Source organism: Kitasatospora sp. NPDC015121 (assembly GCF_055562955.1).
This window is the reverse complement of the sequence record NZ_JBVHEH010000021.1, coordinates 88,796-104,789: the sequence shown is the minus strand read 5'-3', so window position 1 is coordinate 104,789 and position 15,994 is coordinate 88,796. Positions and strand designations below refer to the sequence as shown.

The window sequence follows — 15,994 nt, the reverse complement described above, 5'->3', positions numbered from 1 at the left end:
CGGGTCCTCGGGTCCCCGGGTGCTCAGGTCCGCGGGAGTGCGAGGCGCAGCGGGGTGGGGCGGCCGGCGCGCAGGTCGAGGCGGAGCGGGGGGCGGCCGGGGTCGGTGCCGAGGTGGACGGTGACGGTGCGGTCGGTGTCGGCGGTCAGGACGGCCTCGACCAGGCCCTCGGCGGTGTCCCAGCCGAGCGTGGTGAGGGTGGTCCGGCAGCGGGTGCGCAGGCCGCGGACGGTGCCGCGGGGCAGGTGCGCGGGCGGGGCGGGGAGCAGCACGATCCGGTCGGGGGTGGAGTGCAGCAGCGCCTCGATCAGGACGCCGGGGAGGGTGTGGGCGGCGTCCGCGTTGTAGACGTCGAGCCGGGGGTAGTGCGCGCTCATCAGCGAGGGGTGGAAGAAGCGTCCGCGCAGGACGGCGTCGAGGGCTTCGCCGAGCAGGTCGGCGTCGCCGAGGCGGGCGGCGACCAGGGCGCGGTGCAGGTGGCCGTGGGCGGAGTGGTTCTCGCTGCCGCGCAGCCGCAGGGCGCGGTGGGCCGCGGCGGCGAGGTCGGGGGTGTCGAGGGGGTTGATCTCGCCGAGCGGCCAGACCGGGTGCAGGTGGCTGAGGTGCCGGTGCTCCTGGTTGTCGACGGCGGCGGGCCAGGCCCATTCGGCCAGCGCGCCCAGGGAGTTGACCGGGTAGGGGGGCAGCCGTTCGGCGAGCCGGTGGTGGCCGGCGGCGGTGAGGGTGTGCCGGGCGGCGGCGAGGTCCATCGTGGCGTTGACGCTGATCGGGCTGTCGGCGCCGCGCGGGGTGTTCTCGGGCGAGTAGGAGGGGACGAGCAGCGGTCGGCCGTCGGGTCCGGTGCGGGTGAGGAAGGCGCGGTAGAAGTCGGCGGTCTCGGCGAGGGCGGGGCGGACCAGGGTCTCGGCCATCGCGGTGTCGCCGGTGGTGTCGACGTGGTCGAGCAGGGGTTGCAGCAGCCAGTGGGCGCCGGCCGTCCACAGGTGCAGCGGGTAGTCCTCGTCGTAGTGGTAGGCGTGGCCGGAGCGGCCGTCGGTATGGGCGGGGGCGACGACGCCGGGCAGGCCGAACAGGCGGCGGGCGTTGCTCCGCCAGTGGTCCAGGTGGCGGGCGACGAGGGCGGCGTGGGCGTGGCCGACTTCGGGTAGGGCGGCCGCGGCGGCGGAGGAGACCTGGAGGTTGAGGTTGGCGTCGCAGGTGAGGGCGCCGCTCCAGGCGGTGTCCCAGGAGCCGGTCCACAGGCCGGTGAGCCGGGGCGGCAGGACGCCGGCCGAGCTGAGCAGGTGGTACCGGCCGGCGTCGAACAGCCGCTCCAGCAGGGCGGGTCGGTGGGCGTCCGGGTCGGCGAGCAGGGCGGAGCCGGGCAGTGCGCGGTGCTCCTCGGGCGCGCCGAGGTCGAGGTCGACCCGGTCGTAGGCGGGGGTGTGCCGGGCCCGGTGGCGGGCCAGCAGGTCGGCGTGCGGGAGGTCGGGCAGGGCGGGCGGTTCGGGGTCCTCCCAGGGGCGGACCCGGGTGAGCAGCAGCAGTTCGGCGCAGCCCTCGGCGCGGACGGCGGCGCCGTCGGCGCGCAGCGTGCCGCCGGTGGCGCGGACGTGCGTCCACCCGGTGTAGCCGAGGCCGGAGTCGCCGGGGTAGCGGACGTCGGTGCGCAGCACGGCGCCGCCGGGTTCGGGTCGGGCGGTGGTGTGCGCGGCCAAGTCGGCCGGGGCGCCGTCGAGTTGCCAGTGGTGGGTCAACTCGACCTCGCCGGTGGCGACTTCGCGGTGGACGATCAGGTCGTCGGCGCGGGAGGCGAAGGTCTCGGCGCGGCGGCCGTCCCAGTGGGTGGTCAACAGGCCGGTGCGGTGGTCGACTTCGCGGCGGTAGCCGGTGACGGTGGTGGACGGGGTGCGGCGCAGGCGGAGCGCGAAGGCGGGGTGGAAGGGGCGCACCCACTGGAGCGGTCCGGTGACGTGCCGGGCGACGGCTTCGCGGGCCCGGCCGGTCAGGACGGCGTCCCGCAGGTCCTCCAACCCGGCGGCCAGGTCGGGGGCGAGGGCGTTCTCGCCGCCGTTGGGGAGCAGCAGCAGGTGGTGGTTGACGATGACCAGTTCGTCGCCGGTGCGGCCGTGCGCCATCGCGCCGTGGGTGCCGTTGCCGGTGAGGAAGGCGTCCTCCCAGCGGGCGGCCGGGGCGGGTTCCCAACTGCCGCGTCGGCGCTGCCCGTTCACCGGGCGACCGGGCGCAGGACGGCGACGCCGTGGCGCTCCAGGGTGACGGTGTCGGCGTCGGCCTCGGTCCCGGCCTCGGTGTCGGGGTGGCCGCCGAGCAGGTCGTCCCAGCGGCCGGGCAGGGCGCACTCGACCGGTCGGGGGCCGTGGTTGAGCAGGAAGAGCAGGTCGCCCCGGCGGACCGCCTCGACGCCGGCGGGCAGGCCCTCGACGGCGGGGCGCAGTCCGGCTTCGCGGGCGGCGCGGCCGAGCAGGTCGCGCAGGGCGTCGGGTTCGGGGCGGGTGGAGAGGTACCAGGCGGTGCCCGCGCCGTGGGCGTGGCGGGTGACGGCGGGCAGTCCGGCGAGTTCGCCGCCGCCGTAGCGGGCCACGGTCTCGGCGCCGGCGGTCTCCACCTCCTCGGACCAGAGCGTGCCGTGGAAGTCCCCGTCGGTTCCGGTGCAGGCGACCCGTTCGCCCTCGCGCAGCGGCCACCACTGGTGGACGGCGGCGAGGCCGAGCAGGTCGAGCAGTCGGGCGTCGACGCCGCCGGGGCGGATCCGGTCCTGCTGGTCGGCGACGCCGGTGAAGTAGCCGGTGACCAGGGTGCCGCCGGAGCGGACGTAGGCGGCGAGGTTGTCGAGGGCGGCGTCGCCGAGCAGGTAGAGCGAGGGGATGACGACCAGCCGGTAGCGGGTCAGGTCGGCGGCGGGGTGGGCGAGGTCGGTGGTGTGGTTGGCCTCCCACAGGGCGCGGTGCCAGGCGGTGACGTTCTCCTGGTAGTCGAGCAGTTCGGAGGGGCGGCCGGGCTGTTCGCTCGCCCACCAGGCGTCCCAGTCGTGCAGCAGGGCGGCCTCGGCGGTGACGCGGCTGCCGGAGACGGCGGGGCCGAGCCGGTCGAGGTCGGCGCCGAGCGCGGCGGTCTCGCGGAAGATCCGGTTGCCGGGTCCGGAGTGCGGGAGCATCGCGGAGTGGAACTTCTCGGCGCCCTGCCGGGACTGGCGCCACTGGAAGAAGCAGATCGCGTCGGCGCCGCGCGCGACGGCCTGCAGCGACCACAGCCGGGTCAGCCCGGCGGGCTTGGGCCGGTTGACCGGGCGCCAGTTGACGGCGCCGGCGGCCTGTTCCATCAGCATCCAGGGGCCGCCGGCCATCGAGCGGGCCAGGTCCTGGACGAGGGCGCCGTGCTGGGCGCCGAACGGGTCGTCGGGGTCGGGGTAGAGGTCGAGCGCGACGGCGTCCTGCCGCCGCGCCCAGGCCCAGCCGTCCTGGCCGCGCCAGAACGGCATGTGGTTGGTGGTGACGGGGACGGCGGGGCTGTGCCGGGCGACGATGGCGTGTTCGGCGGTGTAGCACTCCAGCAGGGCGTCGGAGGTGAAGCGGGCGAAGTCGAGCAGTTGGGCGGGGTTGCGGATGTACTGGGCCTGGCGGGGCGGCAGGACCTCCGCCCACTCGGCGTAGTGCTGGCTCCAGAAGGCGGTGCCCCAGGCCGAGTTGAGCTCCTCCAGGCTGCCGTGCCGGTCCTGCAGCCAGCGCCGGAAGTGCGCGGCGGTGGCGTCGCACCAGCAGTGCGTGCCGTACTCGTTGTTGACGTGCCACAGGGTGAGCGCGGGGTGCGCGCCGTAGCGGGCGGCGAGCTGTTCGGTGATCGCGGCGGCGTGCCGGCGGTACTCCGGGGAGGAGGCGCAGAACTGGTTGCGGGAGCCGTACCAGACGGTGGTGCCGTTCTCGGCCTGCGGCAGGGTGCCGGGGTGGCGGTGGCCGAGCCAGGGCGGCGGGGAGGCGGTGGGGGTGGCCAGCACGACGCCGATGCCGTTCTCGTGCAGCAGGTCGAGCAGGCGGTCGAGCCAGCCGAAGTCGTAGGCGCCGGGGGTGGGTTCGAGCCGGGCCCAGGAGAACACGCCGACGGTGACGCTGGTGACGCCGGCCCGCCGCATCAGGCGGACGTCCTCGGGCCAGGTCTCCTCGGGCCACTGCTCGGGGTTGTAGTCGCCGCCGTAGAGGATGCGGCCGCGGGTGGCGTCGTTCAGGTCGGGCATGCGGGTGTTCCTGTCCGTTCAGTCGCCCCGGCGGAGGGGCTGGAGTTCGAACCAGTCGAAGTGCGCGGTGCCCTCGGCGGCGTAGAGGCCGATGACGCGGCCGGTGAAGCCGCCGGCCACCTCGGTGGTGAGGTAGCGGCCGTCGAGGGTGGCGAGCGCGGCGAAGGTGCCGTCGGGCCGTTCGTGGCCGAGGGCGAGGGCGTCGGGTCCGGTGCGCGGGCCGCGCTCGGCGGCGGGGGCGGTCTCGATCCGCAGCACCACGTCCCGCTCCGGGAGCCGGTGCTCGGCGACGACGGTGCTCTGCCCGCCGAGGTGGGTGCGGACCCGGACGTGGCGGCCGTCGGCCTCGACGGCGTAGGCGTGTTCGTCGTCGAGGCGGACGGCGAGGCCGCCGGTGCCGTCGGCGGTGTCGAGCCGGGTGCGGGCGCGGACGGCGTGGTGCTGCTGGCGGCGGCCGGTGAAGGTGCCGTCGAGGTGGCCGTGGCGGGCGCGCAGGGTGAGCCGGCCGGGGCGGGCCGAGGTGGTGACGTGGGCGGCGGGGCGGTCGCGGACGGAGAGCCACTGCGGGGGCAGCGGGCCGTCGAAGTCCTCGCGGGCCGGTTCGGCCGGCCAGGGGTGCGGCTCCCAGGGGAGGGCGGGCAGGTCGACGGGCACTTCGTCGATCACCGGCCAGTCGTCGACCCAGCGGACCGGCGCCAGGTGGGTCTCGCGGCCGAGCGGGTGCCAGCCGGGGGTGCCGCCGCGCGGGCGGACGCCGAGCAGCAGGGCCCACCAGCTGCCGTCGGGGCCCTGGACCAGGTCGGCGTGGCCGGTGTTCTGGATCGGGCTGCGGCGGCCGGCGTGGGTGAGCACCGGGTTGTCGGGGCGGGGTTCGAACGGGCCGTCGGGGCGGCGGGCGCGGGCGACCGAGACGCTGTGGGCGCGTTCGGTGCCGCCCTCGGCGATCAGCAGGTACCACCAGGCGCCGATCCGGTACAGGTGGGGCGCCTCGGGTGCCTGCCGGGTGCCGGACCACAGCGGGCGGGGGGCTTCCAGCGCCTCTCCGCTCGCCGGGTCGATCCGCAGCTGGGCGACGCCGGCCACGGTGCACCAGCAGGTGCCGTCCTCGTCCCAGGCGAGGTCGGGGTCGATGCCGGGGACGTCGGGCAGCCGGACCGGCGCGGACCACGGGCCGGCCGGGTCCTCGGCGGTGACCAGCAGGTTGCCGGTGCCGACCTCGGTGGTGATCAGCCAGAACCGGCCGTCGTGGTGGCGCAGCGTGGGCGCGTAGACGCCGCCGGAGGAGGGGGTGTCGGCCGGGAGCGGCAGGTCGGCGAGGGCGTTGCCGATCTGCCGCCAGTGGACCAGGTCGCGGCTGTGCAGGATCGGCACGCCGGGGTGGTACTCGAAGCTGGAGCAGGCCAGGTAGTAGTCCTCGCCGACCCGGCAGACGCTCGGGTCGGGGTGGAAGCCGGCGATCACGGGGTTGCGCGGGCTGTCGGCCGTCACGGGCGGCGCTACCTCCTTCGGACGGGTGGGACGGGGACGAGCAGCGGCCCGCTGCTCTGCCGGGGCGTCAGGACGGGGGTGAGCAGCACGAGTTCGTCCTCGGGGTCGGTGCCGCGTTCGGCGGCGGCGATCCGGCGCATCACCTGGTCGACGGCGACCCGGCCGAGTTCCTGGGCGGGCCCGGTGACGGCGGTCAGGCCGGGGGCGTACTGCTCGGCGAGCTGTTCGGGGCAGAGCGCGACCACCGAGGCGTCCTCGGGGACGGTGCGTCCGCTGGTGGGGAGCAGTTGCAGCAGCGGGCCGATGGCGTTCTCGTTCTGGACGACGAAGCCGGTGGTGTCGGGGCGGTCGGCGAGGATCCGGGCCAGGGTGCCGGCCGTGGATTCGTAGGTGCCTTCGCAGGGGCGGTGGAGGATTCTCAGGCCGCGTTCGAGGGCGCGCTCCCGGAATCCGGTCAGCGTGCGTTCGGCGTAGCCGGCGTGGCGGTGGTAGACGGCGGGGGCGTAGCCGATGAAGGCGACGTCGCGGTGGCCGAGGTCGGCGAGGTGGTCGGCGCACAGGGCGCCCGCGGTGGTGAAGTCGTGGTCGACGCAGGACAGGCCGGCGGGGTCGGCGGGCAGGCCGATCATCGAGGCCTGGATGCCCTGTTCGCGCAGGACCGGGATCCGCTCGTCGTCGAGTTCGACGTCCATCAGGATGACCCCGTCCGCCAGGCCGCTGGCGGCGACCCGGCGGACCCCGTCGGGGCCTTCGTCGTTGGTGATCAGCAGCACGTCGTAGCCGTGCTGGCGGGCGGCCATGGTGACCGAGACGGCGATCTCCATCATGATCGGCACGTACACGTCGGTGCGCAGCGGCACGACGAGGGCGATGATGTGCGAGCGCCGTCCGGCGAGCGCGCGGGCGCCGGCGTTGGGGTGGTAGCCGAGCTCCTCGACGGCGTGCTGGACGCGGCGGCGGGTGGCCTCCGAGATCGAGCGCTTGCCGCTGAGCACGTAGCTGACGGTGCTGGGCGAGACGCCCGCGTGCCGGGCCACGTCGGCGAGAGTCACCATGGGTGCGGTTCCTGCTTTCCTGGTCGGTGGGGTGTGCGGCCCCCTGTGGCGTCAGGTTACTGACGCCGGGTCGTACGCGGTTCCCGCTCCCGCTAGCCCTTGATGGCGCCGGTGAGGACGCCGGTGCGGAAGTGCTTCTGCATGAAGGGGTAGACCAGCAGCAGCGGCACCAGGGTGAGCACCACCACGGCCATCTGCAGGGTGAGCGGGGCGGTCTGCGCGTTGGCGGCGCCGAAGCCGGAGTTGACGGACCCGGGCAGGCCGTTGCCGCGGTTGACGTAGGTGAGCAGCACGTACTGGAGCGGCCACTTCTCGGCCGAGGTCGGCATGTAGAGCATGACGTTGAAGAAGGCGTTCCAGTAGCCGACGGCGTAGAACAGCGCGATCACCGCGGTGACGGCCCGGGAGGTGGGCAGGACCACGGACCACAGGATGCGCCAGTCGCCGGCGCCGTCGAGGCGGGCGGCGTCGATCAGGTCGGCGGAGGTGGTGGAGTAGAAGGAGCGCAGGACCAGGATGTTGAACACCGAGACGGCGCTGGGCAGGATCAGCGACCACCACTGGTCGTAGCCGCCGAGTCCGGTGACCACCAGGAAGCTGGGGATCAGGCCGCCGCTGACGAACATGGTGACGATCAGCAGGGTGAGGATCGGGCGGTGCGCGAAGGACTCGGAGCGGGACAGGCCGTAGGCGGCCGTGACCGAGACGGCCATCGAGACCAGGGTGCCGACGAGGGTGATCGCGAAGCTGACCAGCAGCGCGGTGCGGACGGTGCCGTCGCCGAGCATCTGCCGGTAGGCGTCGAGGGTGACGCCGTCGGGCCGGATCACCAGTCCGCCGGCCCGGTTGACGGCGCCGGGGGTGGAGACGCTGGTGAGGCCGACGATCCAGAGCGGCACGGCGACGGCGGCGATCACGCCGGCCAGGGTGAGGCCCTTGGCGCTCTGGCCGACGACGGTGGGCGGCTCCTCCCAGGGGGCCCGCCCGGCCCGGCCGCGGGGGCGGCCGCGGCGGGCCGGGCGGGGCTCGGTCGCGGCGGTCGGCCGCGGTGCGGTGTCCGCGCGGAGGGTGGTGGGTGTCTGGCTCATCTGCGGTACAACCCGTCCTCGCCGAAGGCGTGTGCCAGTTTGTTGGCGCCCCAGATCAGCAGCAGCGAGATGACGCTCTTGAAGAGGCCGGCCGCGGCGCCGAAGCTGTAGTTGCCGGTGGCGATGCCGTAGTAGAAGGAGAAGGTGTCGAGGACGTCGGCGGCTTCGTGGCCGACCGCCTCGCGCTGGATCAGGAACTGCTCGAAGCCGACGGTCAGCGCGTTGCCCAGGCGCAGCACCAGCATCAGCACGATCACGCCGCGCAGGCCGGGCAGGGTGATGTGCCACGTCCGGCGCCAGCGTCCGGCGCCGTCGACGGCGGCGGCCTCGTACAGGTCGGTGTTGATGGCGGCCAGCGCGGCGAGGAAGACGATGATGCCCCAGCCGGCCTCCTTCCAGATCGCCTGCGAGGTGACCAGGAGGGCGAAGGTGTGCGGGTTGGTGGTGATGTCCCAGGGGGCGATGTCGTTCTGCCGCAGGAAGTGGTTGAGGATCCCGGCGCCGCCGAGCATCTGCTGGAAGACGGTGATGGCCAGCACCCAGGAGAAGAAGTGCGGCAGGTAGACCACGGACTGGATGAAGTTGCGCAGCCGTTCGCTGAGCACGGTGTTGAGCAGCAGGGCCAGCGCGATCGGGACGGGGAAGAACAGCACGAGCTGGACCAGGCTGAGCCAGAGGGTGTTCTTCAGCGCCCCCCAGAACAGCGGGTCGTTGAACAGCTGCTGGAACTGCGCCAGGCCGGCCCACTCGCTGTCGCGCACGCCGACCAGCGGGTCGTAGTACTGGAACGCGGTGACCAGGCCGAACAGCGGCGCGTAGTTGAAGACCAGCAGCAGGACCACGGCCGGTACGGTCATCAGCAGCAGCGTCCGGTCACGCCGCAGCCTGACCCGCCAGTTCGGCCGGACGGCGCCGCTCCTCCCGGTGCGGGCCCGCCGACCGGTGCCGTCGGTACCCCGCTCCGACCGCGCCGTGCTCACTGACCCGTTCCGTACTTGCTCAGGACGTTGTCGGTCATCCACTGCTTGAGGCGGTCACCACCGTTGGACTTCCAGGTGGAGACGGCGGCCTGCACGTCGGAGACCTTCTTCTTGCCGTGGTAGCAGTCCTTGACCGCGTCCTCGACGGCCTGCGCGGTGTCGATCGTCGCGATGTTCTGCGGCATCGAGACGTTCATGTTCCAGAACAGCGGCTTGTACAGGTGCTGGACGTTGGCGGCCTGGAAGGCGGCGATGTCCTTGGTGACCTGGTCGGCGCCGGGGTTGGAGATCACCGAGGAGGCGGTGGCCAGGAACGGGTAGGTCTGCGCCTGGACGTCCTTCTTGCCCTCGTCGTTGGCGGTCGGCACGCCGTTGACCCGGGTGTAGTGGGTGCCCTCGACGCCGAAGTTGACCATCGTGTACTCGGCCGAACCGTACGGCGCGGCCAGGTAGTCGGCGACCGCGAGGAGCTCCTCGATCTGCTCGGGCTTCAGCTTGGCGTTGAGGTAGCTCATCATGCTGGTGGACTGCCCCATGAACAGCTTCGGCGTGCCCCCCGCCTTCGCCGTCAGGAAGTTGAACGAGCCGCGCCGGTAGCCGGGCGTGGCGGCGGTGCCGGAGAGGTGGTCGGCGAGGTTCCAGGCTCCGGTGCCGGTGCCCTGGATCAGGGTCTTGCCCGCGTAGAAGCGGGTGTTGGCGTCGGCGTTGTTGCCGGCGATCGCGTCGGGGTGCAGGTAGCCGGCGGTGGCGAGCCGGTAGTGCCAGTCCAGTGCCTCCAGGAACTCCGGCGTCTCGTACTTGTGGACCAGCTTGCCGTCGACGAGCTTCCACTTGTTGGGGACGTCGAAGAACGGGAAGAGGTACGTCCACACGTCGTCGAAGGCCCACACGCCGCCCTTGGCGTCGGTGAGTTCCCTGCCGAGGTCCATCAGGTCGTCGAGGGTCCTGACCTGGTCGGCGGTGATGCCCCTGGCCTCCAGCAGGTCGCGCCGGTAGAAGGTGGTGCCCGCGATGGAGAAGCCGGTGGAGAAGGACGGGATGCCGTAGAGCTTGTCGCCCCAGACGCCGACCTGCCAGGCGCCGGTGGGGATGGCGGCCAGGTTCGGGTACTTCTTGATCTTGTCGCCGGCCAGGTGGGGGGTGAGGTCGGCGAACTGGCTGGCGGCGAGCTCGCCGACGTTGAAGTTCGGGTTCCACCAGGTCGGGAGCTGGATCCAGTCCGGCAGCTTCTTGGCCGCGGTCATGGTGGGGATGATGGTGGCGTAGTTGTTGCCGTCGGCCGGCTTCATCTCGATCGTGACGCCGAGGGCCTTGTTCATCGCGGCGTAGAAGGAGTTGCCGGCGGGCGGGACGGTGCCCCAGAGCGGGGTGACGGCGGTGTAGCTGCCGCCCTTGCCGGGCACGCCGGTGACGGTGGCGACCGGGTCGGCCGGGTAGGCGAGGAAGGCCGGGTCGGTCATCGCGCCGTCCGCGCCGCTCACCGAGGGGATGTCCGGGGTCACCGAGCTGCTGGCCGCGAAGGCCGGCAGGGCCGACTTGAGGCCGTCGGCGGAGTTGGCGCCGGTCTTGTGCTTCGAGCCGCCGCCCCCGCAGGCGGCCAGCAGGGGGGTCGTCACCGCGGCCCCGGCGACGGCGACGGCGGCGGTGACGAAGGATCTGCGGTTCAGCTCGGTTCTCATGGTGGGGAGGCCCTTCCGCGGCGCCCTGCACGGGGCGCTGTCGAAGCGCTTGGCTGTCGAAGCGCTTGATGTTGCGGCGACACTAACGACACGTTTCCGGTTAGACAAGTGGCTGGACAAATTCATCTCGCTTGTTGCTGCGGGCAGTTGACATGCCTGATGCTTCGTGTCAGCGTCGATCCGCTTCGACGACCGACCGCACCGCACGATCCTCCTGGGGTGAGCCCGTTGAGTTCCCCGTCCCCGTCCGCCGCCGCGACCCCGGCCGAGCGGTACCCGTTCCGTGATCCCGCGCTTCCGATGGACAAGCGCGTCGACGACCTGCTGTCCAGGCTCTCCCCCGCCGAGCGCCTGTCGATGCTCCACCAGTACGCGCCCGCCGTGCCCCGCCTGGGCGTCGGCGCCTTCCGCACCGGCGCGGAGGCCCTGCACGGCGTCTCCTGGCTGGGCACCGCCACCGTGTTCCCGCAGGCCGTCGGCCTCGGCGCGAGCTGGGACGAGGAGCTGGTCCGCGCGGTCGCCGAGGCGACCTCGACCGAACTGCGGGCCTTCCACCGCCACCGCCGGCCCGCCATCGCGCCCGACCGGGGCCCGAACAGCCTGCAGGCCTGGGCGCCGGTGCTGAACCTGCTGCGCGACCCGCGCTGGGGCCGCAACGAGGAGGGCTACTCCGAGGACCCGGTGCACACCGCCCGCCTGGGCGAGGCGTTCTGCCGCGGCCTGGCGGGCGACGACCCGGTCTACCTGCGGGCGGCCCCGGTGCTCAAGCACTTCCTCGCCTACAACAACGAGGACGACCGCTGCACCACCTCCTCCGGCCTGCGCCCGCGCGTCCTGCACGAGTACGACCTGGCCGCGTTCCGGCCCGTGATCGCCTCCGGCGCGGCGACCGGCGTGATGGCCGCCTACAACCTGGTCAACGGCCGCCCCTGCCACGTCTCCCCGCTGCTGGGGAGCGAGCTGCGGCGCTGGGCCGAGCCGACCGGCCGCGAGCTGTTCGTGGTCTCCGACGCCGAGGCCCCCTCCAACCTGGTCGACCCCGAGCACTACTTCGACGACCACGCCCAGGGCCACGCCGCCGCGCTGAAGGCCGGCATCGACTCCTTCACCGACCACGGCGAGGACAGCGGGACCGTCATCGGCCGGCTGCGCGAAGCCCTGGAGCGCGGCCTGGTCGACCAGGACGACATCGACCTCGCCGTCCGCCGCCAGTTCGAACTGCGCTTCCGGCTGGGCGAGTTCGACCCCGATCTGGACCCGTACGCGCACATCGGCCCCGAGGTGGTCGACAGCCCCGGGCACCGCGCGCTGGCCCGCCGGGCGGCCGCCGGGTCGACCGTCCTGCTGAAGAACACCGGCCTGCTGCCGCTCACCGACCCGACCCGGAAGATCGCCGTGATCGGCCCGCACGGCGACGCGCTGTTCGAGGACTGGTACTCCGGCACGCTGCCCTACGCGGTCACCGTCGCCGACGGCCTGCGCGCCCGACTCACCCCCGCCGGCGGCGAGTTGACCGTGCACGAGGGCGTCGACCGGATCCTGCTGCGGGCCGCGGGCAGCGGCGAGCCGCTGCACGGCACCGCCTTCGACCTCGGCGACTGGGGCCAGGGCGTGCTCACCCTGCGCGCCGCCGACAGCGGGAGGTTCCTCTCCGTCGAGGAGGACGGCACCCTCGCCGCCGACCAGCCGGTGATCAAGAGCTGGGACGTGCGTGAGACCTTCCGCCTGGTCGAGGCGGAGGACGGGGCCGGGGACGGCGCCGGGGGCGGCGCAGTCCTGCTGCAGTCCGTGCTGACCGGGAGGTACGCGGCCGCCGGCACGCTCACGGTCACCGCCGAGGAGCGGGCCGGCGCCGAGCGCTTCACCCGCGAACTGCTGCGCGACGGCCGGGCGGAGGCCGTCGCCGCGGCCGCCGCCGCCGACCTGGCCGTGGTGGTGCTCGGCAACCACCCGCTGATCCACGGCCGGGAGACCGTGGACCGCCGGGGCCTGGCCCTGCCGCCCGCCCAGGAGGAGCTGCTGCGCGCCGTCGCGGCCGTCCGCCCGGACACCGCGCTGGTCGTGATGAGCAGCTACCCCTACGCCGTCGACTGGGCCGACGAGCACCTGCCCGCCGTCCTGTGGACCTCCCACGCCGGCCAGGAGACCGGCCACGCCCTCGCCGACGTCCTGTTCGGCGACGCCGACCCGGCCGGCCGCCTCCCGCAGACCTGGTACCGGGGTGACGACGAACTGCCGCACCCCCTCGACTACGACATCATCCAGGCCGGCTGGACCTACCAGTACCACCAGGCCACGCCCCGCTACCCCTTCGGCCACGGCCTGTCCTACACCACCTTCCACTACGGCGAGTTGACGCTCGACCGGGCCGCCGTCGGCCGGCACGGCACCGTCCGGGCCGAGGTGACCGTCACCAACACCGGCGACCGTCCCGGCACCGAGGTGGTGCAGCTGTACGTCCGCCCGCTGGAGGCCCGCTACCAGGCGCCGCGCCGCAGGCTGGCCGACTTCCGCAAGGTCACCCTGGCGCCCGGCCGCAGCCACCGCCTGACCTTCGACCTCCCCGCCACCGCCCTCGCCCACTGGGACGTCGCCACCAGCGCGTTCACCGTCGACCCCGGCGCCTACCAGCTGCTGGCCGCCGCCTCCGCTGAGGACGTCCGTGCCACCGCGCCGCTCACCGTCGAGGGCCCGGCCCCCGCGCCGCGCGCCGTCCTCGGCCGGCGCACCGGTGCGGCGGACTTCGACGCGCACCGCGGCATCACCCTGGTGGACGCCACCCGGGAGGCCGGCGACGCCGTCACCCCGGCCGGTGCCGACGCGGAACTCCTCTTCCGTGCCGTCGAGTTGACCGGCGCGGCGACGGTCTCGGCGGAGGTCGCGCTGGACGGCACCGACCCGGCCGCGCTGGAGTTCGCGGCGGACGGCCGGGTGCTCGCCACCCTCGCCGTCCCGCCGACCGGTGGCCGGTACGCCTGGGCCGGGGTCGCGGCCGCGCTGGCCGACGTGCCGCACGGCGTGCACGACCTGCGGGTCGCCCTGCGCGGGCCGGTCCGGCTCGCCGCGTTCACCGTCGCCTGACCGGCCGCGCGTCGACCGCCCCGGGAGCGCCCCCCGCTTCCGCTCCCGGGGCATCCCCGCCCGCCCTCCCTCCCCCGCTTGGAGACCTCCGATGAAGTTCACCGACGGCTACTGGCTGACGCGCCCGGGCGTGACCAACCGCTACGCGGCCGAGGTCGCCGACGTCCGCGCCGAACCGGACCGGTTCACCCTCTGGGCCCCGCTGCGCCGGGTCACCAACCGGGCCGACACCCTCAACTCGCCGCTGCTGACCGTCGAGTGCCACGCCCCGGCCGAAGGCGTGATCGCCGTCCGGTTCACCCACCACGCCGGTTCGGTCCGTCCCGGCGGCGGCTTCGAGCTGGTCGGCCGGGCGGACGGCGCGGGCGAGGTGGTCCGGGACGGCTCGGCGGTCGAACTCCGCTCCGGCTCCCTGGTGCTGCGGGTGGACACCGAGGGCCCGTGGCGGGCCGAGTTCCGCTCCGACGGCGAACTGCTCACCTCGCTCGGCGAGCGCGGCCTCGGCTTCGCCGTCGACGCCGAGGGCCGACACCACATGGTCGCCCAACTGGCGCTCGGCATCGGCGAGTCGGTGTACGGGCTGGGCGAGCGCTTCACCCCGTTCGTCAAGAACGGCCAGAGCGTGGACATCTGGCAGGCCGACGGCGGCACCAGCAGCGAACAGGCCTACAAGAACGTGCCGTTCCACCTCAGCAGTCGCGGCTACGGCGTGTTCGTCAACCACCCCGGCAAGGTCTCCTACGAGGTCGGCTCGGAGGCCGTCGGGCAGGTGCAGTTCAGCGTCGAGGACCAGTCGCTGGAGTTCCTGGTCTTCCGGGGCCCCACCCCCAAGGAGGTGCTGGCCCGCTACACCGGCCTGCTGGGCCGGCCCGCGCTGCCGCCCGCCTGGGCGCTGGGCCTGTGGCTGTCGACGTCCTTCACCACCGACTACGACGAGGCCACCGTCACCCGCTTCACCCGGGGCATGGCCGAACGCGGCATCCCGCTGGGCGTCTTCCACTTCGACTGCTTCTGGATGCGCGGCTACCACTGGAGCGACTTCGTCTGGGACCCCGCCACCTTCCCCGACCCCGCCGGCATGCTCGCCCGCCTCAAGGAGCAGGGCCTGAAGGTGTGCGTGTGGATCAACCCCTACATCGCCCAGCGCTCCGAACTGTTCGACGAGGGCCTGCGCGAGGGCTACCTGGTGCGCCGCACCGACGGCACCCCGTGGCAGTGGGACCTGTGGCAACCCGGCATGGCCCTGGTCGACTTCACCAACCCCGCCGCCACCGCCTGGTTCACCGCACGCCTGCGCCGCCTGCTCGACCAGGGCGTGGACTGCTTCAAGACCGACTTCGGCGAACGCATCCCCACCGACGTGGCCTGGCACGACGGCAGCGACCCGGAGCAGATGCACAACCTCTACACCCAGCACTACAACCGGGCCGTCTTCGAGCTGCTGCGCGCCGAACGCGGCGAAGGCGAGGCGGTGCTCTTCGCCCGCTCCGCCACCGCGGGCGGCCAGCAGTTCCCCGTCCACTGGGGCGGCGACTGCGAGTCCACCTTCACCGCGATGGCCGAATCCCTGCGCGGCGGCCTGTCACTGGGCCTGTCCGGCTTCGGGTTCTGGAGCCACGACATCGGCGGCTTCGAAGGCACTCCCACCCCCGCCCTGTTCAAACGCTGGACGCAGTTCGGCCTGCTCTCCTCCCACAGCCGCCTGCACGGCTCCAAGTCGTACCGCGTCCCGTGGGACTACGGCGAGGAGGCCGTCGACGTCACCCGGGCCTTCACCCGCCTCAAGCACCGCCTCGCCCCCTACCTGCAGCACGCCGCCCACCAGGCCCACCTGCACGGCACCCCGGTCATGCGCGCCATGCTGCTGGAATTCCCCCACGACCCCGCCACCGCCACCCTCGACCGCCAGTACATGCTCGGCGACGACCTGCTCGTCGCCCCCGTCCTGACCGAGACCGGCGACGTCGAGTACTACGTCCCCGAGGGCACCTGGACCAACGTCCTCACCGGCCGGCAGGTCACCGGTCCGCGCTGGACCCGCGAGCAGCACGGCTTCGACACCCTCCCCCTGCTCGCCCGTCCCGACTCCGTCATCCCCCTCGCCGCCGACGACACCCGCCCCGTCTCCGACTGGACCGACGGCCTCACCCTGCTCGTGCACGCCTTCGCCGACGGCACCACCCGCGAAGTCACCGTCCCCGAGACCACCGGCACCCGCACCGCCGCCCGCTTCACCCTCCACCGGCGAGGCGACCGCCTGCACGTCACCACCGACAGCCCCGGACCCTGGAACCTCCGCCACGCCGGGCGCCTGCACGCCTTCCCCGCCGGCACCCTGGAGGCCGAACTCCCGCTCGACTGAAGGCCGTCGGCCTCTCCGCCCCGTCCCGTGCCG

Annotated in this window: 9 protein-coding genes; 2 read left to right on the top strand and 7 right to left on the bottom strand. The window is 73.6% G+C overall.

Annotated features, from left to right (window positions below; translation table 11 throughout):
- Nucleotides 1-23: 23 nt before the first annotated feature.
- The 7 genes from ACZ3J7_RS28550 to ACZ3J7_RS28520 form a co-directional block, all read right to left on the bottom strand.
- Nucleotides 24-2,210 (bottom strand): glycosyl hydrolase family 95 catalytic domain-containing protein, encoded by a 2,187-nt coding sequence (locus tag ACZ3J7_RS28550; protein ID WP_465625950.1) that lies wholly within the window; start codon nucleotides 2,208-2,210, stop codon nucleotides 24-26.
- Nucleotides 2,207-4,228 (bottom strand): beta-galactosidase, encoded by a 2,022-nt coding sequence (locus tag ACZ3J7_RS28545; RefSeq protein WP_465625948.1) that lies wholly within the window; start codon nucleotides 4,226-4,228, stop codon nucleotides 2,207-2,209. The genes ACZ3J7_RS28550 and ACZ3J7_RS28545 overlap by 4 nt, the downstream gene beginning before the upstream one ends.
- Nucleotides 4,229-4,246: 18 nt before the next feature.
- On the bottom strand, nucleotides 4,247-5,716 hold the full coding sequence (locus ACZ3J7_RS28540; protein ID WP_465625946.1) for a glycoside hydrolase family 43 protein: 1,470 nt from the start codon (nucleotides 5,714-5,716) through the stop codon (nucleotides 4,247-4,249).
- 8 nt (nucleotides 5,717-5,724) lie between these two features.
- Nucleotides 5,725-6,771 carry a LacI family DNA-binding transcriptional regulator gene (locus ACZ3J7_RS28535; RefSeq protein WP_465625944.1) on the bottom strand — a complete coding sequence of 349 codons (1,047 nt, stop codon included), beginning with the start codon at nucleotides 6,769-6,771 and terminating at the stop codon, nucleotides 5,725-5,727.
- Nucleotides 6,772-6,863: 92 nt separating this feature from the next.
- On the bottom strand, nucleotides 6,864-7,859 hold the full coding sequence (locus ACZ3J7_RS28530; RefSeq protein ID WP_465625942.1) for a carbohydrate ABC transporter permease: 996 nt from the start codon (nucleotides 7,857-7,859) through the stop codon (nucleotides 6,864-6,866).
- The gene (locus tag ACZ3J7_RS28525) at nucleotides 7,856-8,716 is read right to left on the bottom strand and encodes an ABC transporter permease (RefSeq protein WP_465625940.1); all 861 of its coding nucleotides are present in this window, start codon (nucleotides 8,714-8,716) and stop codon (nucleotides 7,856-7,858) included. Before ACZ3J7_RS28525 ends, ACZ3J7_RS28530 begins: the two co-directional genes overlap by 4 nt.
- A gap of 119 nt (nucleotides 8,717-8,835) precedes the next feature.
- A complete protein-coding gene (locus tag ACZ3J7_RS28520; RefSeq protein WP_465625938.1) occupies nucleotides 8,836-10,518 on the bottom strand; it encodes an ABC transporter substrate-binding protein in 1,683 nt (560 codons plus the stop codon).
- A gap of 300 nt (nucleotides 10,519-10,818) precedes the next feature.
- Between ACZ3J7_RS28520 and ACZ3J7_RS28515 the strand changes: the two genes are divergently transcribed.
- Together ACZ3J7_RS28515 and yicI are read left to right on the top strand one after the other, a co-directional pair.
- Complete coding sequence (locus tag ACZ3J7_RS28515; RefSeq protein ID WP_465626023.1) at nucleotides 10,819-13,599, top strand: glycoside hydrolase family 3 C-terminal domain-containing protein; 2,781 nt, start codon at nucleotides 10,819-10,821, stop codon at nucleotides 13,597-13,599.
- Between the two features lie 91 nt (nucleotides 13,600-13,690).
- A complete protein-coding gene (gene yicI / locus ACZ3J7_RS28510) occupies nucleotides 13,691-15,961 on the top strand; it encodes an alpha-xylosidase (RefSeq protein WP_465625936.1) in 2,271 nt (756 codons plus the stop codon).
- The last annotated feature ends 33 nt before the right edge of the window (nucleotides 15,962-15,994 follow it).